Origin of the sequence: Streptomyces sp. NPDC127038 (assembly GCF_042725875.1) — a bacterium.
In the GTDB taxonomy this organism is placed as follows: Bacteria; Actinomycetota; Actinomycetes; order Streptomycetales; family Streptomycetaceae; genus Streptomyces.
In genome coordinates this window covers 46,054-67,833 of record NZ_JBHXDQ010000052.1, presented here as the reverse complement: position 1 = coordinate 67,833, position 21,780 = coordinate 46,054, and the positions used below count along the sequence as shown (strand labels likewise).

Genomic DNA, 21,780 nt, shown 5'->3' with positions numbered 1-21,780 from the left:
GTCCGGCACGCCCCGGACGGCGCCGCGACACCCGCGCGGGACACCCGAACTGCCCCTCGAACACCACCCGGTGGCCCCCGTCACACGGAAGGCCGCGCTCCATTTTTCTTTATCTCACATCCGATATACGGTCGCGCCATGGCAGACGACTACCTCGTACGCATCGGCAAGCTCATCCGTGACGCCCGGCAACACCGGGGCTGGACACAGTCGCAGCTCGCCGAGGCGCTCGGCACAAGTCAGAGTGCCGTCAATCGCATCGAGCGCGGCAACCAGAACATCAGCCTTGAGATGATCGCCCGAATCGGTGAGGCGCTGGACAGCGAGATCGTCTCGCTCGGATATGCGGGTCCGATGCATCTGCGGGTCGTGGGCGGGCGCCGGCTGTCCGGCTCGATCGACGTCAAGACCAGCAAGAACGCCTGTGTCGCGCTGCTGTGCGCCACGCTCCTGAACAAGGGGCGCACGGTGCTGCGCCGGGTGGCCCGGATCGAGGAGGTCTACCGCCTGCTGGAGGTCCTCAACTCGATCGGCGTCCGCACCCGCTGGATCAACGACGGCGTCGACCTCGAGATCGTGCCGCCCAGCTCGCTGGACATGGAGTCCATCGACCACGAGGCCGCCATCCGCACGCGGTCCATCATCATGTTCCTGGGCCCGCTGCTGCACCGCCTGGAGGCCTTCAAGCTGCCCTACGCGGGCGGTTGCGACCTCGGCACCCGCACCATCGAGCCGCACATGATCGCGCTGCGCCGGTTCGGCCTCGACATCGCCGCCACCGAGGGCCTGTACCACGCCCGCGTCGACCGCTCCGTCACCCCCGGACGGCCGATCGTGCTGACCGAGCGCGGGGACACCGTCACCGAGAACGCGCTGCTGGCGGCCGCCCGCCACGACGGCGTCACCGTCATCCGCAACGCCTCCTCCAACTACATGGTCCAGGACCTGTGCTTCTTCCTGGAGGCCCTGGGCGTACGGGTGGAGGGCATCGGCACCACGACGCTCACCGTGCACGGCGTGCCGAACATCGACGTCGACGTGGACTACTCCCCCTCCGAGGACCCGGTCGAGGCGATGAGCCTGCTCGCCGCCGCCGTGGTCACCGAGTCGGAGCTGACGGTCCGCCGGGTGCCGATCGAGTTCCTGGAGATCGAGCTCGCGGTCCTGGAGGAGATGGGCCTCGACCACGACCGCTCTCCCGAGTACTTCGCGGACAACGGTCGGACGCGGCTGATCGACCTGACCGTGCGGCCCTCCAAGCTGGAGGCGCCCATCGACAAGATCCACCCGATGCCGTTCCCGGGCCTGAACATCGACAACGTCCCGTTCTTCGCGGCCATCGCGGCCACCGCGCAGGGCCAGACGCTGATCCACGACTGGGTCTACGACAACCGGGCGATCTACCTGACGGACCTCAACCGCCTCGGCGGCCGGCTCCAGCTGCTCGACCCGCACCGGGTGCTCGTCGAGGGCCCGACCCGCTGGCGCGCGGCCGAGATGATGTGCCCGCCCGCCCTGCGCCCCGCCGTGGTCGTCCTGCTCGCGATGATGGCGGCCGAGGGCACCTCGGTGCTGCGGAACGTGTACGTCATCAACCGCGGTTACGAGGACCTCGCGGAGCGCCTGAACTCGATCGGCGCCCAGATCGAGATCTTCCGGGACATCTGACCCGCCGTCGCCCCCAAAGCCCAAGCGCCCCACCGACCCCGTTCACCCGCGGGTCCGGTGGGGCGCTTCGGTGTGTCGGGGGCTTCGCGGGCTCAGGCCTGCTGGCGTTCGCGGCCCACGTCGCGCATGCGGCCGAAGGAGTAGACGCAGCCGGCCAGGGCGAGGTCGGAGAGCAGCATGAAGCCGATGGCGTAGGAGCTCTTGGCGCTGTAGACGGCGCCCATGACGAGGGGCGGGACGAAGCCGCCGAGACCGCCGATCGCGCCGACGATTCCGGTGACGCTGCCGACCTGGGGCGGCGGGGTGACCCGGGCGACCATCGCGAAGACGCTGCCGCTGGTGGTGCCGAGTCCGGCCGCCATCACGAGGAGGAAGACGGTTCCGCCCGGGACGAGGTGGGGTTCGAAGGCCTGGCACACCGCCATGACCCCCACGACACCGAGGCCCCAGGCGGTGACGACGGCGGGGTGGACGCGGTCGGAGAGCCAGCCGCCGATCGGGCGGAAGACCACGGTGACGAGCGCGAAGCCGGCCGCGCGGGTGCCGGCGTCGGTGGGCGACAGGCTGTACCAGGTCTTGAGGTACGTGGGCAGGTAGACGCCGAACGCGACGATGCCGCCGAACCCGATCGCGTACAGGGCCGCGAGTTCCCAGGTGACCCGCAGACGCCCGGCGGCGCCCAGGCGCGTCGCCAGCGAGGTGGTGGGGACCACGCGGTCGGGACGGTCGGCGAGGAGGAGGAACTCCAGGACGGCCATCACGGCCAGGGCGACGGCCAGCACCACGAACGGCAGGTTCTCGCCGTGCTTGTAGATGCGCGGGGTGAAGTAGCCGGAGAGGGCCACACCGCCCATGCCCGCGCCGAACACCCCGACGGCGAAGCCGCGGCGCGCGGGCGGGAACCAGGAGTTGACGAGGGGGACGCCGATCGCGAACGTCGTGCCGCCGAGGCCGAGGAAGAAGCCGACGACGAGCAGGCCCGCGTAGGAGTCCTTCACGACGATCAGCAGCAGCACGGGCACGATGGTCAGCGCGGTGACGAGGGGGAACATGGTCTTCGCGCCGAAGCGGTCGGTGAGCGCGCCGACCGGTACCCGGCCGAGCGAGCCGACGAGCACGGGGACGGCGACCATCAGCGACTGCTCGAAGGAGCTCAGCGAGAGCTTCTCGCCCAGGGGCGTGGCGATCGGCGAGATGAGGTTCCACGCCCAGAACGTGATGGCGAAGCCGAGCGTGGAGACGACGAGGTTGCGATAGGCGGCGCCGGGCACCCTCGTGGGGGCCGGTGCGCTCCGGGTGGTCCGGTCGGTCACTGCACTCGCTCCCATCCCGGCCGCTCGGAACGGGTGCCGAGCTGACCGCGTTCACGGCTGCGGTACACGATGTAGGGGCGGAAGAGGTACTGCACGGGGGCGCTGAACATGTGGATCAGCCGGGTGTAGGGGACGAGGGCGATGAGGACGCACCCGATGACGATGTGGATCTGGTAGGTGACCGGTACGCCGTCCATCCGCGCGTAGTCCGGGTGCAGGGTGAAGACGCTGCGCAGCCACGGGGCGATGGTGGTGCGGTAGTCGTAGCCGTGGCCTCCCGCGTGGGTGAGCTTGGCGATCATGCCCATCAGGATGGCGGCGAGCAGGACGACGTACATCAGCTTGTCGTTGCGGGTGGTGGCGAGGAAGACCGGCCCGTTGGTGCGGCGGCGGTAGATCAGCAGCGCGATGCCGGCGACGGTGGCGAGGCCGGCGAGGGTGCCGGTGGTCAGGGAGAGGTAGTGGTACGCGGTCTCGCTCACGCCGATCGCGCTGGTCCAGGACTCCGGCACGAACAGTCCGACGAGGTGTCCGGCGAGGACGAAGAGGATGCCGTAGTGGAACACCGGGGACGCGATCCGCAGCAGTCTTGACTCGTAGAGCTGCGAGGAGCGGGTGGTCCAGCCGAACTTGTCGTAGCGGTAGCGCCAGACGATCCCGCCGACGAGCAGGACGATGGTGACGTACGGCATGGCGGTCCACAGGAGGCTGTCGGCGAGGGTCATCGGGGGACGACCTCCAGCAGGGGGGTGCCGAACGGGGCGAGGCCCACGTCCTCGCGCGGTGGTCCGTTGCGGGCCATGGCCTGGGCGGCGGCGCGGTCGCGGGGCGAGGCGCCGGGAAGGGTCGCGACCAGGGCCCGCAGCACGCCGGCCCAGGGCGAGTCGGCCTCGGTGAGGGCGAAGCGCAGCAGTTCCAGTGCCGGGCGGTGGTCGCGCAGGAGGGTGTCGGTGCCGGTGAGGGCGGAGAACTCGCAGACGGCCGGGAGGAAGTCGGGGAGTTCCCCGGTGTCCGCGTACTCCCAACCGTGGTCCCGGTAGGTCTCCTTGAAGCGCACGAGGGACCGGCCCCTGCGACGCGTGTCGCCGTCGGTCCACCAAGTGAGGTACAGGCAGCGGCGGCCGGAGAAGTCGAAGGTGCGGACGTAGTCCTGGCGGAGCCGGTCGGGGTCGGCTACGCCCGCGTGGTCGAGGAAGGCGAGCAACTCCGCGCGTCCCGGGCCCGGTTGCTCGTCGAGGGCCGCGCGCAGGACGCCGAGGCCCGCGTGGAACTCGTCGTCGGGGTAGACCAGGCAGCGGGCGACCGCCGCGTGGACGACGGCGTGCGGGGTGGTCATGTCTCCTCCTCGTCGGCGTGCGGGTCCTCCGGTGGGAACAGTCCCGCGGGGCGGCCGCGGCCGTCCCAGTTGAGGAGGTTGACGCGGCTGTGGCCGGTGTCGGCGGGCGTGTCGGCGGTCTGGCGGTCGCGCAGGACGTGGAAGTTCTCCACCGACATCGGCGGCGCGCCGCCGGAGCCCTCGCCGTAGGGACCGGAGCCGCCCATGCCGGGGCCGCCCTCGTAGTCGAGGCTGCACTCGTCGGGCAGGACGGACTCCTCCAGCCGCCGTGCGTCGCCGACGGCCGCGGTGGGGATCACGTACCGCTCCTCGTACTTGGCGATGGCGAGCAGCCGGTACAGCGCGTACATCTCCTCCCCGGACATGCCGACCGACCGGGCGATGCCCTCGTCTACGGGGGCCGGTCCCGAGGCGTCGCCGGCGAGCAGCCCGGGGCGCATCGCCCCGCGCATCGCGGCGAGCTTCTCCAAGGACGCCCGTACGGGGGCGGTGTCGCCGGCCGTGAACAGCTCGGCGAGGTATTCGAGGGGGATGCGCAGGGTGTCGATCGCGCCGAAGAGGTTGCCGGTGTCCTCGCCGTCGAAGCCGGTCTCGGTGAGGGCGTCGACGACCGGGGAGAGCGGCGGGATGTACCAGACCATCGGCATCGTGCGGTACTCCGGATGGAGCGGCAGCGCCACCTTGTGCTTGCTGATGAGGGCGTGCACGGGTGAGCGGCGGGCCGCGTCGATCCAGTCCTGGGCGATGCCGGCGCGTTCGGCCTCCCGGCGTACGACGGGGTCCTCGGGGTCGAGGAACACGCCGAGCTGGGCCTCGTACAGGTCGGTGTCCTCGGGGGCGGAGGCCGCTTCGAGGACCTTGTCGGCGTCGTAGAGCATGACGCCGAGGTAGCGAAGCCGTCCGACGCAGGTCTCGGAACAGACGGTGGGCAGGCCGACTTCGAGGCGCGGATAGCACAGCGTGCACTTCTCGGCCTTGCCGGTGCGGTGGTTGAAGTAGACCTTCTTGTACGGGCAGCCGCTGACGCACATGCGCCAGCCCCGGCATTGGTCCTGGTCGACCAGGACGATGCCGTCCTCCTGTCGCTTGTACATCGCGCCGGAGGGGCACGAGGCGACGCAGGAGGGGTTCAGGCAGTGTTCGCAGATCCTCGGCAGATAGAACATGAAGGTCTGCTCGAACGCGAACTTGACCTTCTCCGAGGCCTGTTCACGGACCTTGGCCACCATCGGGTCGAGTTCGCCGTGTTCGCTGACGCCCCCGAGGTCGTCGTCCCAGTTGGCGCTCCACTCGATCTTCATGGGCTTGCCGCTGAGGAGCGAACGCGGCTGGGCGACGGGGATGTCGTCGCCGAGGGGAGCGTCGACGAGGTTGGCGTACTCGTACGTCCACGGCTCGTAGTAATCGGTGATGCCCGGCAGCTTGGGGTTGGAGAAGATGTGGGCGAGCTTGGAGAACCGGCCGCCGCCCTTCAGCTTCAGCCGGCCGCGCTTGTTGAGCTCCCAGCCGCCCTTCCAGGTCTCCTGGTCCTCGTAGCGGCGCGGATATCCCTGTCCGGGGCGGGTCTCGACGTTGTTGAACCAGACGTACTCGACGCCGCCGCGGTTGGTCCACGCCTGTTTGCAGGTGACCGAACAGGTGTGGCAGCCGATGCACTTGTCGAGGTTCATGACCATCGCGATCTGTGCCATGACGCGCATGTCAGTACTCCACCGGTTCGGTGCGGCGCCGGATGACGGTGATCTCGTCCCGCTGGTTGCCCGTCGGGCCCAGGTAGTTGAACGCCCAGCTCAACTGGGCGTATCCGCCGATGAGATGGCTCGGCTTGAGCAGCAGCCGGGTCAGGGAGTTGTGGGTCCCGCCGCGCTTGCCCGTCGTCTGTGCCTTGGGGGTGCCGACGACGCGGTCCTGAGCGTGGTGCATGTACACCGTCCCCTGCGGCATGCGGTGGCTGACGACGGCGCGGGCGGCGACGACGCCGTTGCGGTTGACCGCCTCGATCCAGTCGTTGTCGCGTACGCCGATCGTCTCGGCGTCCTGCGGGGACATCCAGATGTTCTGGCCGCCGCGGGAGAGCGACAGCATGAGGAGGTTGTCCTGGTACTCGGAGTGGATGGACCACTTGCTGTGCGGGGTGAGGTAGCGGACGGTGACCTCGGCCTGGCCGTCGTCGCCCGTGGAGATCCGGTCGCCGAAGAGCCGGCGCATGTCGAGCGGGGGCCGGTAGACGGGCAGGGCCTCGCCGAGTTCGTGGATCCAGTCGTGGTCGAGGAAGAAGTGCTGGCGGCCGGTGAGGGTGTGCCAGGGCTTGGCGTGCTCGGTGTTGAGGGTGAAGGCCGTGTAGCGGCGCCCGCCTGCCTCGCTGCCGGACCACTCCGGCGAGGTGATGACGGGCACGGGTGCCGCCTGGGTGTCGGCGTAGGTGATCCGCTTGCCCTCGTGCTCGGCGGCGAGGTGGGCCATCGGCTGTCCGGTGCGGCGCTCCAGGGTGTGGAAGCCCTGGGTGGCGAGGTGGCCGTTGGTGGTGCCGGACAGGGCGAGGATGGTGTTCGCGGCCTTGACGGCCGTGTCGAGCAGCGGGCGTCCCGTCGCCGGTCCCGCCCCGCGGACGCCGTGCCGGTCGGCGAGCAGCCGCACCTCTTCCGCGACGTCGAAGGCGATGCCCTTGACCGGCAGGCCGAGCTTCTCCGCCAGCGGGCCGAGGGCGGCCATCTTCTCGCCGATGGCGCCGTAGTCCCGCTCCACGACGGTCAGTTGGGGCATGGTCCGGCCCGGTACGGGCTCGCACTCGCCGCGGCGCCAGTCCAGCGCGACTCCCCCGGGCTGCGCGGTCTCGCCGGGGGTGTCGTGCTGGAGGGCGGTGGCGACGAGGTCGCGGCGCACGCCGAGGTGGGTCGCCGCCATGGTGGAGAAGGACTGGGCGAGGGCGTGGAAGGCGGCGAAGTCGGTGCGGGCCTGCCAGGGCGGGTCGACGGCCGGGGTGAAGGAGTGCACGTAGGGGTGCATGTCCGTGCTGGACAGGTCGTGCTTCTCGTACCAGGTGGCGGCGGGCAGGACGACGTCCGACATGAGGGTGGAGGAGGTCATGCGGAAGTCCAGGGACAGCAGCAGGTCGAGCTTTCCCTCTGGTGCCTTCTCGTGCCAGCGGACGTCGCGCGGGCGTTCCCCGGGCGCGGCCTCCTCGGCGCCGAGCGAGGAGGTGGTGCCGAGCAGGTGCTTCTGGAAGTACTCGGCGCCCTTCGCGGAGGAGCCCAGCAGGTTGGCCCGCCACAGCGTCACGATCCGCGGCCAGTTGGCCGGAGCGTCGGGATCCTCACCGGCGAACCCGAGCTTTCCTGAGCGGAGTTGCTCCACCGCGTACGCGGCCGGGTCCTCGTCGCCCGCCTCGTCGCACAGGTCGAGCGGATTGCGGTCGAACGTCGGGTAGGAGGGCATCCATCCCGAACGGGTCCCCTGGGCGAGGCAGTCGGCGGCCGTCATCCCGGCGAACGCTCCGGTGCCGAGCGGGGAGGCGAGCGTGTCGGCGCGGTAGTGGTCGTAGCGCCACTGGTCGGTGTTGAGGAACCAGTAGGCGGTGCCGATCGCCTGGCGGGGCGGGCGCGACCAGTCGGAGGCGGCGGCGAGGGTGGCCCAGCCGGTCGCCGGGCGGCACTTCTCCTGGCCGACGTAGTGCGCCCAGCCGCCGCCGTTGCGGCCCTGGCAGCCGGTGAGCTGGAGCAGGGCCAGGAAGGCCCGGTAGATCGTCTCGGAGTGGAACCAGTGGTTCGTGCCGGCACCCATGAGGATCATGCAGCGGCCCCGGGACCGCTCGGCGGTGTCCGCGAACTCCCGTGCGGTACGGACGGCCGCCGCGGCCGGGACCGAGGTGTGGACCTCCTGCCAGGCGGGGGTGCAGGGCACGGAGGCGTCGTCGTAGCCCTCGGGCCAGACGCCGGGCAGTCCGGCGCGGCCCACGCCGTACTGGGCGAGCAACAGGTCGTAGACGGTGGTCACCAGACGGCCGCCGACCCGGACGGCGGGGACGCCGGCGGCACGGACCGCGCCGCTGCCCTGGCCGTGCGGGCCGCCGTCGGTGTCGAAGCGGGGCAGCAGCACCTCGATGGGCACGGCGCCGGCGCTCCCGTACAGGGAGAGCCGGGGCTCCAGATCGCCCAGTTCGAGATTCCAGCGGCCCTCGCCGGACTCCGTCCAGCGGAAGCCGAGCGACCCGCCGGGAACCTCAGGCCGCCCGGTCCGCCCGTCGAGGACGACCGTCTTCCACTCCGCGCCCTCGCCCGTGTCCCCGAGATCGGCGGCGCGCAGGAACTTGTCCGGGACGTGCCGGCCGTCGTGCTCCCGCAGGGTGACCAGGAACGGCAGGTCGGTGAACCGCCGTACGTAGTCGGTGAAGAACGGCACCTGCCGGTCGACGAAGAACTCCTTGAGCACGACGTGGCCCATCGCGAGGGCGAGTGCGCCGTCGGTGCCGGGGTGGGGGTGCAGCCACTCGTCGGCGAACTTCGTGTTGTCGGCGTAGTCCGGGGAGACGACGACGACCTTCTGGCCGCGGTAGCGGGCCTCGGCCATCCAGTGCGCGTCCGGAGTCCGGGTCACGGGCACGTTGGTGCCCCACATCATCAGGTACGCCGCGTCCCACCAGTCGCCCGACTCGGGGACGTCCGTCTGGTCGCCGAAGACCTGCGGGGAGGCGACCGGCAGATCGGCGTACCAGTCGTAGAACGACAGCATGGGGGCGCCGATCAGCGAGTGGAACCGGGCGCCGGCGGCGTGCGAGACCATGGACATCGCGGGGATCGGCGAGAAGCCGGCGATGCGGTCGGGGCCGTACGTCTTGATGGTGTGGACGTGCGCGGCGGCGGCCAGCTCCACCGCCTCGTCCCAACTCGCCCGCACCAGACCGCCCTTGCCCCGGGCCTGCTGATAGCGGCGGCGGCGCTCGGGGTCGGCCTGGATGTCCGCCCAGGCGGTGACGGGGTCGCCGGTGCGCGCCTTCGCCTCGCGGTACAGCTCCAGGAGCACACCGCGGACGTACGGGTAGCGCACCCGGGTCGGCGAGTACGTGTACCAGGAGAAGGCCGCCCCGCGCGGACAGCCGCGCGGCTCGTACTCGGGGCGGTCGGGGCCGACGCTCGGGTAGTCCGTCTCCTGGGTCTCCCAGGTGATGATGCCGTCCTTGACGTACACCTTCCACCGGCAGGAACCGGTGCAGTTCACCCCGTGGGTGGAGCGCACGACCTTGTCGTGGCTCCACCGGTCGCGATAGAAGACGTCACCGCCGCGGCCGCCCTCCTTGGAGAGCGTGCGCAGGTCCGCCGAGGTCTCCCCCCGCCGGAAGAACCGCCCGCCCCGCAGCAGCAGCTCACTGGCCGTGCCGTCCATCCCGCCGTCGCTCCGGACCTCGGTCGCAGGCACGGTTGCTCCTCTCGCCCGGCTCCGCCCCAGCGGACCACCGGGGGGCGGGGGACGCATGCGGGGACGACCGAAGGAGTGAGGGAGGGCCGCCGTGCGGACGGCGGCCCTTGCGCCGGAGCGTTCAGCTCTGTACGAGCGTGATGTCCTGGTCCCGCACCGCGTGGAACGTGGGGAGCGGAAGGCCCGTGGCGCTCAGTTCCATGAGCGTGGCCTGGACGTGGGCCGCGCCCGCCTTGAGGCTGCCGGGGGTGGGCTTCGCCGAGTTGCTCCAGGCGTGATCGGCGCCGTCGCAGAGTGCCGTCGTGCCGCCGATGCCCTGGTTGACCCGGGGGTCGCCCTGGGAGACGGAGGAGGACACGAAGACGGGCCCGGAGGCGCCGGTGCAGCGGTAGGTGCCGGAGAGGGTGACGGTGCCGTCGGCCGCGACCGTGCCGGTCGGGTTCACGGTCACCTCCTCGGACGAGGCGGACAGGGCGACGGCGGACGGGGCGAGGAGCAGGAGCAGCGCGGCACCGGCGGCCGTGCCGACGGCCTGGCGGAACAACATGGGGTACCTCCTGGAGCGGGGACCTGCAAGGGTGGTCAACAGGTACCGGTCCGGGGCCCCGGGGCCGGTGATCATCACCCCTTTGGTGGCGAGTTGGCGCCGCTCGTCCGGTGACGGTCCGGCTCCGTCCGTCCCGGGGGCGTCCGAGTGTTGTCCTCGTGTTGTCACGCTTCCCGGCCAGGTGTTCCGATCGGTTCGCCGCGGGCGCATCTTCTAGTCATGCGAGGGCGACGACAGCGCCGCCGACACTCTTCGCATCCCCGTGGAGGTGCACCATGTGTTCCCACCGGTCCTCGTGCCCGTCCGCCGACGCCACCGCTCCGCACATCGTCTCGGCCCGTCCCGAGCAGGGCTGGAAGCTGCTGTGCGACGGCGCGATCGTCTTCGACGACAGTGGCGAGCTGCTTCCCGACGGCCGGGTGGTCGCCCCGCACCGGGTGTTCGCGGACCGGCTCGCCGTCGCGGCCTGAACTCCCCCCGCGTCCGCGGGTCACGCGGTCCTGGGGTCTGTCTGACAATTCGCGTCGTCGCCCGGAGGGCGGCCCGGCGGCGCCGGGCCGACGGGAATCGTCAGACAGGCCCTAGGTGAGCACCGCGAAGCCGTCGAGTTCGACCAGCGCCTGTTCGTCCCACAGGCGCACCGCGCCGACGACGGCCATCGCCGGGTACTCGCGGCCCGCCAACCGGCGCCAGACATTGCCCAGTTCGGCGGCGTGGGCACGGTAGTCGGCGACGTCCGTGGCGTAGACCGTGACCCGGGCGAGGTCCGCGGGAGTGCCGCCCGCCGCGCGCAGCGCGGTCAGCAGATTGGCCAGTGCCCTCTCGAACTGCTGGGGCAGGGTCTCCCCCACCACCTTGCCGTCGCCGTCCAGCGCGGTCTGCCCGGCCAGGAAGACGACCCGGGAGCCGGTGGCGACGACGGCGTGGGAGAACCCGGTCGCCGGGGAGAGTTCGGGCGGGTTGACGCGCTCGGCGGTCACCTGGACACCTTTCCTTCCGGACGCCCGGAGGTCACCGGGACGCCCCTTCTTCCGGACGCCCGCGGGTCACCGGGACGCCGATTCCTCCGGTCACCGGGACGCGCTTCCCTCCGGAAGCCCGGCCGTTCGGTACAACTCCTTGGCGATGATGGCCCGTTGGACCTCGCTCGCCCCCTCGTAGATGCGCGGCGCGCGCACCTCGCGGTAGAGGTGTTCGAGGAGATGGCCCCGGCGCAGGGCGCGGGCGCCGTGCAGCTGGACGGCCGCGTCCACGACGTACTGGGCCGTCTCGGTCGCGAGGAGTTTCGCCATCGCCGCCCGCCGGGGCACGTCCTCCGCCCCCTGGTCGTACGCCGTCGCGGCCGCGTACACCATCAGCCGGGCCGCCTCGGTGCGCAGCGCCATCTCGGCGACCTGGTGGGACACGGTCTGGAGGTCCTTCAGCGGGCCGCCGAACGCCTCGCGCCCCGCCGTGTGTTCGAGGGTGGCGTCCAGCGCGGCCTGCGCCATGCCGACGGCGAAGGCGCCCACGCTCGGCCGGAACAGGTTGAGGGTGCCCATCGCGACCCGGAACCCGTGGCCGGTCTCGCCGAGGACGTCGTCCCGCGTGACGGGTACGGCGTCGAAGGCGAGGGCGCCGATGGGGTGCGGGGAGAGCATGTCGATCGGGGTGCCGGTGAGTCCCGGGCGGTCCGCGGGGACGAGGAAGGCGGTGACACCGCGGGCTCCGGCGCCGGGCGCGGTGCGGGCGAAGACGGTGTAGAGGTCGGCCTCGGGGGCGTTGGAGATCCAGCACTTCTCGCCGGTGAGCCGCCAGCCCCCGGCCCCGTCGTCGTCCGCCCGCAGCGCCAGGGCGGCGGCGTCCGAGCCGGCGCCGGGCTCGCTCAGCGCGAAGGCCGCCACGGCGTCGCCGTCGGTTACCCGGGGCAGCCAGCGGGCGCGCTGGGCCGCGGTGCCGTACGCGTGGACGGGATGGGCGCCGAGCCCCTGGAGGGCCAGGGCGGTCTCGGCCTCGGTGCAGACCTGGGCGAGCGACTCGCGCATCAGACAGAGGTCGAGGGCGCCGGAGGAGAACAGCCGGGCGAGCAGGCCGAGCCGGCCGAGCGCGGCGACGAGCGGCCGGTTCACCCGGCCGGGCTCGCCCTTGTCGGCCACGGGGCGCAGCTGTTCCGCGGCGAGCGCGCGCAGCTCGGCACACCAGGCGGTCTGCCCCGGATCGAGCGAGAATGCGGTCATTGCCCGTCCCCTCTCCCCATCGGACGCCACCCACGTTATCGCGAACCGTTGACTGTCGTCACCAACACGATACGCTTCTGGTGCGAGCCCCACGACGCCCACCAGACGTCCTGCACGACGTCCAACGACGGCCATCGAGGCAGCCCATCAAGGCAAGGGGGCGAGACGCCATGGACCTTGTGGATCCCCTGGATCCCGAAGCCACCCCGGGGCCGGCACGCTCGGCCCACGTCGACACCTTCGCGCGCGACCATCTGCCGCCCCCCGAACAGTGGCCCGAGCTCCGCTTCGACCTGCCGGGGCTGCGCTACCCCGTCCGGCTCAACTGCGCCGCCGAGCTCCTCGCGGACACCGACCCCGGGCGCCCTGTGTTCCGTACGCCGTCGGGGGCGCCCTGGACCTACGGACAGCTGCGCGCCCGGGTCGACCGGATCGCCCATGTGCTGACCGGCGAGCTGGGCGTGGTCCCGGGCAACCGGGTCCTGCTGCGCGGTCCGACCACACCGTGGCTCGCGGCCTGCTGGCTGGCGGTGCTGAAGGCGGGCGCGGTCGCCGTCACCGTGCTGGCGCAGCAGCGGTCGCACGAGCTGAGCACGATGTGCGGGATCGCCCGGGTGTCGCACGCGCTGTGCGACGTCCGCTCGGTCGACGACCTGGTCAAGGCGGAGGTCCCGGGGCTGCGGGTGACGACGTACGGCGGTGACGCGCCCGACGATCTGCTCCTGCGGATCACCGGCGCCCCCGACGAGCCCTTCGAGGCGGTGGACACGGCCGCCGACGACGTGGCGCTGATCGCGTTCACCTCGGGCACCACCGGCCGGCCCAAGGGCTGTACGCACTTCCACCGGGACGTGCTGGCGATCGCGGACACGTTCTCGGAGCATGTGCTGCGGCCGCGCGAGGACGACGTCTTCGCGGGCAGTCCGCCGCTCGGTTTCACGTTCGGGCTCGGCGGTCTCGTGGTCTTCCCGCTGCGCGCCGGGGCCTGCTCGCTGCTGCTCGAACAGGCGGGCCCCAAGCAGCTGTTGCCGGCGATCGCCGAGCACCGGGTCTCCGTGCTGTTCACGGCGCCGACCGCCTACCGGGCGATGCTCGCGGAGCTCGCGGAGACGGACGGGCCCGACATCGGGTCGCTGCGGCGCTGCGTGTCCGCCGGGGAGAACCTGCCCGCCGCGACCTGGCGGGACTGGAGCGAACGCACCGGGCTCGGCATCATCAACGGCATCGGCGCCACCGAGCTGCTGCACATCTTCATCTCCGCCGCCGACGGGGACATCCGCCCCGGTACGACGGGGGTGCCGGTGCCGGGCTGGCAGGCCCGGGTGGTCGACGCGGACGGTACGCCGGTGCCGGACGGCGAGCCCGGCCTGCTGGCCGTGCGGGGTCCGGTCGGCTGCCGCTATCTCGCCGACCCCCGGCAGCGGGAGTACGTGCGCGACGGCTGGAACATCACCGGTGACACCTACGTGCGCGACTCCGACGGCTACTTCCGCTATGTCGCCCGGGCCGACGACATGATCATCTCGGCGGGGTACAACATCGCGGGTCCCGAGGTCGAGGACGCGCTGCTGCGGCACCCCGACGTGGTGGAGACGGCCGTGGTCGGGCGGTCCGACGAGGCGCGCGGGCAGGTCGTGGTCGCCTACACCGTGCTCAGGGAGGGCGCCCACCGGGACGCCGACGCGCTGCGCGCCTTCCTCAAGTCCGAGCTGGCACCGTACAAATGCCCTCGCGAGATCGTCTTCCTGGACGCGCTGCCGCGGACCGCGACCGGAAAGCTCCAGCGGTTCAGACTGCGCGAGGAGAACCGTTCCGGCGATCCGGCCGGCAGCGGTACGGCTCCATCGCCGGCCCCTTCGCCGACCTCGGCGCCGGCCCCTTCCCCGGCCCCTTCCCCGACCCCGGCGCCCGGGTCCGCGGACTCCGCTCCCGAGGGCGGACCGCCCGCAAGCGGCGGCCCCAAGTGATCTTGGCCCACTAGAGTGATCAACGTGTCAGAGCACCACGCCCCCCGGTCCCTCATCGTCACCTTCTACGGCGCCTACGGCCGTTTCGCCCCCGGCCCGGTGCCGGTGGCCGAGCTGATCCGGCTCCTCGCCGCGGTCGGCGTGGACGCGCCCTCGGTGCGCTCGTCGGTGTCCCGGCTCAAGCGCCGCGGGCTGCTGGAGCCCGCGCGCACCGCGGCGGGCTCCGCGGGGTACGCGCTGTCCCCGGACGCACGGCAGTTGCTCGACGACGGCGACCGCAGGGTGTACGCGACGACGCCCCCCGAGGACGGCGGCTGGGTGCTCGCCGTCTTCTCGGTGCCCGAGTCGGAACGGCAGAAGCGGCACGTCCTGCGCTCGCGGCTGGCCGGTCTCGGCTTCGGCACGGCGGCCCCCGGGGTGTGGATCGCCCCGGCACGGCTGTACGAGGAGACCCGGCACACCCTGGAACGGCTGCGGCTCGACGGGTACGTGGAGCTGTTCCGAGGGGAGCACCTGGGGTACGCGGCCACGGCGGACGCGGTCGGGCGCTGGTGGGACCTGACCTCGATCGCCAAGGAGCACGAGGCGTTCCTCGGCCGGCACGCGCCCGTGCTGCGCGGCTGGGAGGAGCGGACGGACACCCCGCCGGAGGAGGCCTACCGCGACTATCTGCTCGCGCTCGACTCCTGGCGCCATCTCCCGTACACCGACCCGGGGTTGCCCGCGGCGCTGCTTCCCGGGGACTGGCCCGGCGCCCGTTCGGCCGCCGTGTTCCGGGCCCTGCACGAACGACTGCGGGACGCGGGCGCCGGGTTCGCCGGCGTGCCCCCGTGGCCGGGGCACCGGGACACCGTCACGAACCCAGGGTGAGACGGGGTTTGGGGGCGTCGGTGCGGCCGGTCTGGGGGCGCCTGCTGCCCGCGCGGTAGGGCGCCGGCCAGTCGGCACCCGGCCCCTCGTACCCCTGTTCGGCGGCGGCGTGCAGCGTCCAGTTCGGGTCGTACAGATGGGGCCTGGCGAGCGCGCACAGGTCCGTACGCCCGGCCAGGATCAGGGAGTTGACGTCGTCCCAGGAGGAGATGGCGCCGACGGCGATCACCGGGAGCCCGGTCTCGTGGCGGATCCGGTCCGCGTAGGGCGTCTGGTAGGAGCGGCCGTACTCGGGGCGTTCGTCGGCGACCACCTGCCCTGTCGACACGTCCACTGCGTCTGCGCCGTGCGCGGCGAAGGCCCGGGCGATGGCCACCGCGTCGTCGCCGGTGGTGCCGCCCTCGGCCCAGTCGGTGGCGGAGATGCGGACGGTCATGGGGCGTTCCGCCGGCCACACCGCCCGTACCGCGTCGAAGACTTCGAGGGGGAAGCGCAGCCGCTTCTCCAGGGAGCCGCCGTACGCGTCGGTGCGCCGGTTGGTCAGCGGGGACAGGAAGCCGGAGAGCAGATAGCCGTGGGCGCAGTGCAGTTCGAGGAGGTCGAAGCCGCAGCGGGCCCCGCGGCAGGCGGCCGCGGTGAACTGCTCGCGCAGATCGGTGAGCTGGGCGCGCGAGAGCTCGCGGGGGGTCTGGCTGCCCGGCTTGTACGGGAGCGGGGAGGCGGCCACGAGGGGCCAGTTGCCGTCCGGGAGGGGTTCGTCGATGCCCTCCCACATCAGCCGGGTGGAGCCCTTGCGGCCGGCGTGGCCGAGCTGGAGCCCGATCGCGCCGCCGGGAGCCTGACGGTGGGTGAAATCCACGATCCGGCGCCAGGCCTCGGCCTGGCGCGCGGTGTACAGGCCGGCGCAGCCGGGCGTGATGCGCCCCTCGGCGCTGACGCACACCATCTCGGTCATCACCAGTCCGGCGCCGCCGAGGGCCCGGGCGCCCAGGTGCACGAGATGGAAGTCTCCGGGGACGCCGTCCACGGCCGAGTACATGTCCATCGGTGAGACGACGACCCGGTTGCGCAGGGTCAGCCCGCGCAGCCGGAAGGGGGTGAACATCGGCGGGGTGCCGGGCGGGCAGCGGAACTCCCGTTCGACCGCGGCCACGAAGCGCGGATCGCGCAGCCGCAGGTTGTCGTGGGTGACGCGGCGGCTGCGGGTGAGGAGGTTGAACGCGAACTGCCGGGTGGGCTGGCCGAGATAGCGGTCCAGGTTCTCGAACCAGTCGAGGCTGGCGCGGGCGGCCCGCTGGGTGGAGGCGACGACCGGGCGCCGCTCCTCCTCGTAGGCCGTCAACGCCTGTTCCAGCGAGGGCTGTTCCTCCAGGCAGGCGGCCAGGGCGAGGGCGTCCTCGACGGCGAGCTTGGTGCCGGAGCCGATGGAGAAGTGGGCGGTGTGCGCCGCGTCGCCGAGGAGGACCAGATTGCCGTGCGACCAGCGGTCGTTGACGATCGTCCGGAAGGTCGTCCACGCGGACTTGTTGGCGCGCAGCGGACGTCCGCCGAGCGCGTCGGTGAAGATCTTGCCGCACCGCTCGACGGACTCCTCCTCGCCAAGGTCCGCGAACCCCGAGGCCCGCCAGACCTCTTCGCGCATCTCGATGATGACGGTGGAGGCGTCGGCCGCGTAGGGATAACCGTGGAGCTGCATCACGCCGTGTTCGGTCTCGGCGATCTCGAAGCGGAAGGCGTCGAAGGCGAAGTCGGCGGCGAGCCAGATGTAGCGGCAGCGGTGCTCCTCGACGGAGGGCCGGAACACCTCCGCGTGGGACGCGCGCGTGAGGCTGTGGACGCCGTCGGCGGCGACGACGAGGTCGTGGGACGCCATCAGTTCGTCCACGGGCGGGGCCTCGGCCGTGAAGCGCAGGTCGACGCCGAGCGAGCGGCAGCGTTCGTGCAGGATCTCCAGGAGGCGGCGCCGTCCGAGCGCGGCGAAGCCGTGGCCGCCGGAACTGTGCCGTACCCCGCGGTGCACGATGTCGATGTCGTCCCAGCGGACGAACTCGGCCTGGAGCGCCGCGTACACGACCGGGTCGGCGTGCTCGATGCCGCCCAGGGTCTCGTCGGAGAGGACGACCCCGAAGCCGAAGGTGTCGTCGGGCGCGTTGCGCTCCCAGACGGTGATCTCCCGGTCCGGGTCCAGGCGTTTGAGGAGTGCCGCGGCGTACAGTCCGCCGGGGCCCCCGCCGATCACCGCGACCCGCCTCGCGCGTCCGCTCACCGGCATCGCGGGCTCACCTCCCCCGCCACTTCGGGGCCCGCTTCTCCGTGAAGGCCGCGTGGAACTCGCCGTAGTCCTCGCCGTTCATGAGCAGGGCCTGGGTCGCCGCGTCCAGTTCGACGGCGGCCGCGAGCGGCATGTCGAGTTCGGCGGTGAGCAGCGCCTTGGTCTGGGCGTACGCGAGCGCCGGGCCGTCGGCGAGGCGGCGGGCCAGCGCCTGGGCGCCCTCGTCGGCGTGCCCCTCGTCGGTGAGCTCGCTGATCAGCCCGATGCGCTCGGCCTCGGGCGCCCGCACCGGCTCGCCGAGCATCAGCAGCCGGGTGGCGTGGCCGAGCCCGACCACGCGGGGCAGCAGATAGGCCGCGCCCATGTCGCCGCCGGACAGTCCGACCCGGGTGAAGAGGAAGGCGAAGCGGGCGCTGGGGTCGGCCACCCGGAAGTCGGCGGCCAGCGCCAGCACGGCTCCCGCGCCCGCCGCCACCCCGTGCACCGCGGCGATCACCGGGAAGGGGCACTCCCGTACGGCCCTGACGACCTGCCCGGTCATCCGGTTGAAGTCGAGGAGCTGCGCGGTGTCCATGGACAAGGTCGCGCCGATGATCTCGTCGACGTCGCCGCCGGAGCAGAATCCGCGGCCCTCGCCCGCGAGCACCAGGGCGCGCACGGTCCGCTCCCGGGACAGCTCGGCGAGCAGGTCGCGCAGGTCGGCGTAGGCGCCGAAGGTGAGTGCGTTGAGCTTCTCGGGGCGGGCCAGGGTGACCGTGGCGACGCCGTCGGTGAGCTCGTACCTCAGATGCTCCCAGTCGGCGGTGCGGCGGGCGGAGCCGGTGAAGGGACTCATGACGGGCGGCCTCCTAGGGCGGGGGCGACGCTGTACGGCTGTCCCGTCAATTTATCACCTGTTCGTGACCGTCGTCACGAGTGCGCGATAGAGGGATCGTGGCGCCGGGCGCGGGCGGCCGGCCGGGCGATCGGTCCGTCACCGCGTCACGGATCGTCGACAGGCCCGTAACGGCGGGAGCGAGCGCGGGAGGAGGGCCGTTCGTCCGGGTACACAGCCCGTATCGGACCGAACGTCCCGAAAGGAGGCCCCGTCCGTCCCGGAACACATCGGACGATGTCCCGAGAAAGCCCACCGCGCGCGTTTCCCCGACCTGGCCGTACCATTCCTAAGGTTGTAAGCAGGACAGCCTGCTCCACGAACGGACCCGACTTGCACGACACCCCAGCACCCGCCTTCTGGCGCATCGCGCTGCCGCACACCTTCGCGGCCGTGCCGGTGGCCCGCGCCCTGGTCCGCAGGGCCTTCGCGGACCGGGAGCACGCGGCCGACACCGACACCGCCGAGCTGCTGACCGCGGAGCTGGTCGCCAACGCCGTCGAGCACACCGCGGGCGACGGTCCGATAGAGCTGGTCGTGGAGCTGATGCCGACCGGCTGCCGGGTCGAGGTCCACGACCCGGACCCCGCGCCGCCCGCCGATCTCGCCCTTCCGCACCCGCCCGGCGAACCGGATCCCTGGCAGGAGCACGGGCGCGGCCTGCTGCTGCTGCGCGCCCTCAGTTCGGCGTGCGGGCACCGCCCCACCGACTCGGGCAAGGCGGTGTGGTTCCGGCTGCCGGTGATCCCCGCCCAGCGCCGGCCCGTGCTCTAGAGGGCGTTCGACAGCGGCGCGCGGCCCAGGGTGGCGACCATGATCGCCTTGATCGTGTGCAGCCGGTTCTCGGCCTGGTCGAACACGACGGAGTGCGCCGACTCGAAGACCTCGTCGGTGACCTCGAGCGACTCCAGGCCGTACGCCTCGTACAGCTCACGCCCGACCCGGGTGCCGAGGTCGTGGAAGGCCGGCAGGCAGTGCAGGAACTTGACGTCCGGGTTCCCGGTGGCCCGCAGCACGTCCATGGTCACGGCGTACGGGACGAGGGCGCCGATGCGCTCGGCCCACACCTCCTTGGGCTCCCCCATGGAGACCCAGACGTCGGTGGCCACGAAGTCGGCGCCCCGCACGCCGTCGCCCACGTGCTCGGTGAGGGTGACGGTGCCGCCGCTCTTCGCGGCGAGCTCGCGGGCCGTGGCGACGATCTCGTCGGCCGGCCAGTAGGCCCGCGGAGCCACGATCCGCACGTCCATGCCGAGCAGCGCGCCGGTGATCAGGTACGAGTTGCCCATGTTGAAACGGGCGTCACCCAGATAGGCGAAGGCGATCTCCCCTGCCGGCCGGGGGCAGTGCTCGGTCATCGTGAGGACGTCGGCCAGCATCTGGGTGGGGTGCCAGTCGTCGGTGAGGCCGTTGTAGACGGGCACTCCGGCGTGGGCGGCCAGCTCCTCCACCGCGTCCTGGCTGTCGCCGCGGTACTCGATGGCGTCGAACATGCGGCCGAGGACACGGGCGGTGTCCTTCACCGACTCCTTGTGGCCGATCTGCGAGCCGGCCGGGTCCAGGTACGTCGTCGAGGCGCCCTGGTCGGCGGCCGCGACCTCGAAGGCGCAGCGGGTGCGCGTCGAGGTCTTCTCGAAGATCAGCGCGATGTTCCTGCCGTGCAGGTACCGCGTCTCGGCCCCGGCCCTCTTGGCCGCCTTGAGCTCGGCGGCCAGCTCCACCAGGCCGAGGAACTCCTCCTCCGTGAAGTCCAGCTCCTTGAGGAAGTGACGGCCGGCGAGGGCGGTCGGGACTGTCGCCATGGGGGCGCTCCAGGGATGACGGGGACGAGGACGGGACCGGACGTCTGGAATTCTATACGACACTCGGCATTTCTATGCGGCCGGGCGTTCGACTCCGCTCCAAGACTCCGCCTCTCCACCCGCACCGGCCCCTCGACGGGGTCCCGCTCGACGGTCCCGCCCCTCGGCCCGCACGGACCCCCTAGACGGGGTCCCGCTCGACGGGACAGCTCATGCAGCGGGGGCCGCCCCTCCCCCGGCCCAGTTCACTGCCCGGGATCTCGATCACCTCGATGCCCTGCTTGCGCAGATGGGTGTTGGTGGTGGAGTTGCGCTCGTAGGCGACGACGACGCCCGGTTCGACGGCGAGGACGTTGCAGCCGTCGTCCCACTGCTCCCGCTCGGCCGCGTGGACGTCCTGCGTGGCGGTCAGGACCCGGATCTCGTTGAGGCCGAGCGCGGCGGCGATGGCGCGGTGCATGTGCTCCGGCGGATGGTCGGTGACCTTCAGTTCCTTGTCCCCCGCACCCGGCTCGATCGTGTACGAGCGGAGCATGCCGAGCCCGGCGTACTGGGTGAAGATGTCGCCGTCGACCATCGTCATCACGGTGTCGAGGTGCATCAGGGCCCGCCGCTTGGGCATGTCGAGCGCCACGATGGTGCGGGCGGAGCCGGCCGCGAACAGCTTGTGCGCGAGCATCTCCACGGCCTGGGGCGTCGTCCGCTCGCTCATCCCGATGAGCACGGCGCCGTTGCCGATGACGAGGACGTCCCCGCCCTCGATGGTGGAGGGGTAGTCCGCCTGCCCCTCCGACCAGAGGTTGAAGCCCTCCTCGCGGAACAGCGGGTGGTGCCGGTAGATCGCCTCGAAGTGCACGGTCTCGCGCTGCCGGGCCGGCCAGCGCATGGCGTTGATGGAGACGCCGTCGTAGATCCAGGCGGAGGTGTCACGGGTGAAGAGGTGGTTGGGCAGCGGCCGCAGGAGGAAGTCGTCGAGGTCCATGACATGGAAGCGCACCGAGGTGGGTTCCGCGTACGCGTCCAGGAACTCGCGCTTGGTCATGCCGCCGACGAGCACGGACGCCAGCTCCTGCGCGGGCATGGCCTCGAAGGCGGCGCGGAGATGGTCGGTGGCGAGCGGCCCGTACTCCTTCTCGTCGAAGACCCGGTCCAGGACGAGCGACCTGGCAGGCCCGATCGCCATGGCCTCGGCGAGCAGGTCGCCGAAGAGATGGACGGTGACCCCACGGTCGCGCAGCACGTCGGCGAACCCGTCATGTTCCGCGCGCGCCCGGCGCACCCACAGCACGTCGTCGAAGAGGAGCGCGTCCTTGTTGCTGGGGGTGAGCCTTTTGAGCTCGAGATCGGGCCGGTGCAGGATGACGCGGCGCAGCCGCCCGGCCTCGGAGTCGACATGGAATCCCATGCCTCCATCCTGACCATCCGGACGCGTGTTCACCCGTGGATCGCCCAGGGTCGCACGCCTTTCATTTCGTCCCCTTGACGATAAGCGGCTTCTTCATT

At 71.9% G+C, this 21,780-nt stretch carries 17 protein-coding genes; 5 read left to right on the top strand and 12 right to left on the bottom strand.

Annotated elements, in window-relative coordinates:
• The first annotated feature begins 138 nt into the window (after nt 1–138).
• Nucleotides 139–1,668 carry a helix-turn-helix domain-containing protein gene (locus ACFWI4_RS29600; protein ID WP_385402947.1) on the top strand — a complete coding sequence of 510 codons (1,530 nt, stop codon included), beginning with the start codon at nt 139–141 and terminating at the stop codon, nt 1,666–1,668.
• Nucleotides 1,669–1,760: 92 nt separating this feature from the next.
• Here ACFWI4_RS29600 and ACFWI4_RS29595 read toward each other — a convergent pair whose 3' ends face one another.
• The 6 genes from ACFWI4_RS29595 to ACFWI4_RS29570 all read right to left on the bottom strand — a co-directional run bounded on the left by ACFWI4_RS29595 (nt 1,761) and on the right by ACFWI4_RS29570 (nt 10,276).
• Entirely contained in the window at nt 1,761–2,996 is a 1,236-nt protein-coding gene (locus ACFWI4_RS29595; protein ID WP_387202285.1) for a nitrate/nitrite transporter, read from the bottom strand.
• The gene (gene narI / locus ACFWI4_RS29590) at nt 2,978–3,706 is read right to left on the bottom strand and encodes a respiratory nitrate reductase subunit gamma (RefSeq protein WP_387202283.1); all 729 of its coding nucleotides are present in this window, start codon (nt 3,704–3,706) and stop codon (nt 2,978–2,980) included. The genes ACFWI4_RS29595 and narI overlap by 19 nt, the downstream gene beginning before the upstream one ends.
• Nucleotides 3,703–4,317 (bottom strand): nitrate reductase molybdenum cofactor assembly chaperone, encoded by a 615-nt coding sequence (narJ, locus tag ACFWI4_RS29585; protein WP_387202280.1) that lies wholly within the window; start codon nt 4,315–4,317, stop codon nt 3,703–3,705. Before narJ ends, narI begins: the two co-directional genes overlap by 4 nt.
• Entirely contained in the window at nt 4,314–6,017 is a 1,704-nt protein-coding gene (gene narH / locus ACFWI4_RS29580) for a nitrate reductase subunit beta (RefSeq protein WP_387202277.1), read from the bottom strand. The genes narJ and narH overlap by 4 nt, the downstream gene beginning before the upstream one ends.
• 1 nt (nt 6,018) lies before the next feature.
• Nucleotides 6,019–9,696: a nitrate reductase subunit alpha gene (locus ACFWI4_RS29575; RefSeq protein ID WP_387202292.1), complete on the bottom strand. Its 3,678-nt coding sequence runs from the start codon at nt 9,694–9,696 to the stop codon at nt 6,019–6,021.
• Nucleotides 9,697–9,850: 154 nt separating this feature from the next.
• Entirely contained in the window at nt 9,851–10,276 is a 426-nt protein-coding gene (locus tag ACFWI4_RS29570; RefSeq protein WP_387202274.1) for a DUF6299 family protein, read from the bottom strand.
• Nucleotides 10,277–10,551: 275 nt separating this feature from the next.
• On the opposite strand from ACFWI4_RS29570, the gene ACFWI4_RS29565 reads away from it, so the two are divergent.
• Nucleotides 10,552–10,746: a DUF5999 family protein gene (locus ACFWI4_RS29565; RefSeq protein WP_387202271.1), complete on the top strand. Its 195-nt coding sequence runs from the start codon at nt 10,552–10,554 to the stop codon at nt 10,744–10,746.
• A gap of 111 nt (nt 10,747–10,857) precedes the next feature.
• Here ACFWI4_RS29565 and ACFWI4_RS29560 read toward each other — a convergent pair whose 3' ends face one another.
• Both ACFWI4_RS29560 and ACFWI4_RS29555 read right to left on the bottom strand, forming a co-directional pair.
• Nucleotides 10,858–11,256 carry a RidA family protein gene (locus ACFWI4_RS29560; protein WP_385403027.1) on the bottom strand — a complete coding sequence of 133 codons (399 nt, stop codon included), beginning with the start codon at nt 11,254–11,256 and terminating at the stop codon, nt 10,858–10,860.
• 90 nt (nt 11,257–11,346) lie between these two features.
• Nucleotides 11,347–12,492, bottom strand: coding sequence for an acyl-CoA dehydrogenase family protein (locus ACFWI4_RS29555; protein ID WP_387202267.1), 1,146 nt, complete (start codon nt 12,490–12,492; stop codon nt 11,347–11,349).
• Between the two features lie 170 nt (nt 12,493–12,662).
• On the opposite strand from ACFWI4_RS29555, the gene ACFWI4_RS29550 reads away from it, so the two are divergent.
• Both ACFWI4_RS29550 and ACFWI4_RS29545 read left to right on the top strand, forming a co-directional pair.
• Nucleotides 12,663–14,459, top strand: a complete 1,797-nt coding sequence (locus tag ACFWI4_RS29550; protein ID WP_387202264.1) for an AMP-binding protein — start codon at nt 12,663–12,665, stop codon at nt 14,457–14,459.
• A gap of 15 nt (nt 14,460–14,474) precedes the next feature.
• Nucleotides 14,475–15,329: a PaaX family transcriptional regulator C-terminal domain-containing protein gene (locus ACFWI4_RS29545; RefSeq protein ID WP_387202261.1), complete on the top strand. Its 855-nt coding sequence runs from the start codon at nt 14,475–14,477 to the stop codon at nt 15,327–15,329.
• On the opposite strand, the gene ACFWI4_RS29540 is transcribed toward ACFWI4_RS29545, so the two are convergent.
• Together ACFWI4_RS29540 and ACFWI4_RS29535 are read right to left on the bottom strand one after the other, a co-directional pair.
• Entirely contained in the window at nt 15,313–17,601 is a 2,289-nt protein-coding gene (locus ACFWI4_RS29540; protein WP_387202258.1) for a bifunctional salicylyl-CoA 5-hydroxylase/oxidoreductase, read from the bottom strand. The genes ACFWI4_RS29545 and ACFWI4_RS29540 overlap by 17 nt on opposite strands.
• Nucleotides 17,602–17,608: 7 nt before the next feature.
• Nucleotides 17,609–18,436, bottom strand: coding sequence for an enoyl-CoA hydratase family protein (locus tag ACFWI4_RS29535; RefSeq protein ID WP_387202255.1), 828 nt, complete (start codon nt 18,434–18,436; stop codon nt 17,609–17,611).
• A 372-nt stretch (nt 18,437–18,808) separates the two neighbouring features.
• Here ACFWI4_RS29535 and ACFWI4_RS29530 point away from each other — a divergent pair, with 372 nt between their 5' ends.
• A complete protein-coding gene (locus tag ACFWI4_RS29530; protein WP_385403042.1) occupies nt 18,809–19,249 on the top strand; it encodes an ATP-binding protein in 441 nt (146 codons plus the stop codon).
• Here the strand turns inward: ACFWI4_RS29530 and argF are convergent.
• Nucleotides 19,246–20,277 carry an ornithine carbamoyltransferase gene (gene argF, locus ACFWI4_RS29525; protein WP_387202251.1) on the bottom strand — a complete coding sequence of 344 codons (1,032 nt, stop codon included), beginning with the start codon at nt 20,275–20,277 and terminating at the stop codon, nt 19,246–19,248. The two genes, ACFWI4_RS29530 and argF, sit on opposite strands and share 4 nt — an antisense overlap.
• 181 nt (nt 20,278–20,458) lie before the next feature.
• Complete coding sequence (locus tag ACFWI4_RS29520) at nt 20,459–21,682, bottom strand: arginine deiminase (protein WP_387202248.1); 1,224 nt, start codon at nt 21,680–21,682, stop codon at nt 20,459–20,461.
• Nucleotides 21,683–21,780: the final 98 nt, after the last annotated feature.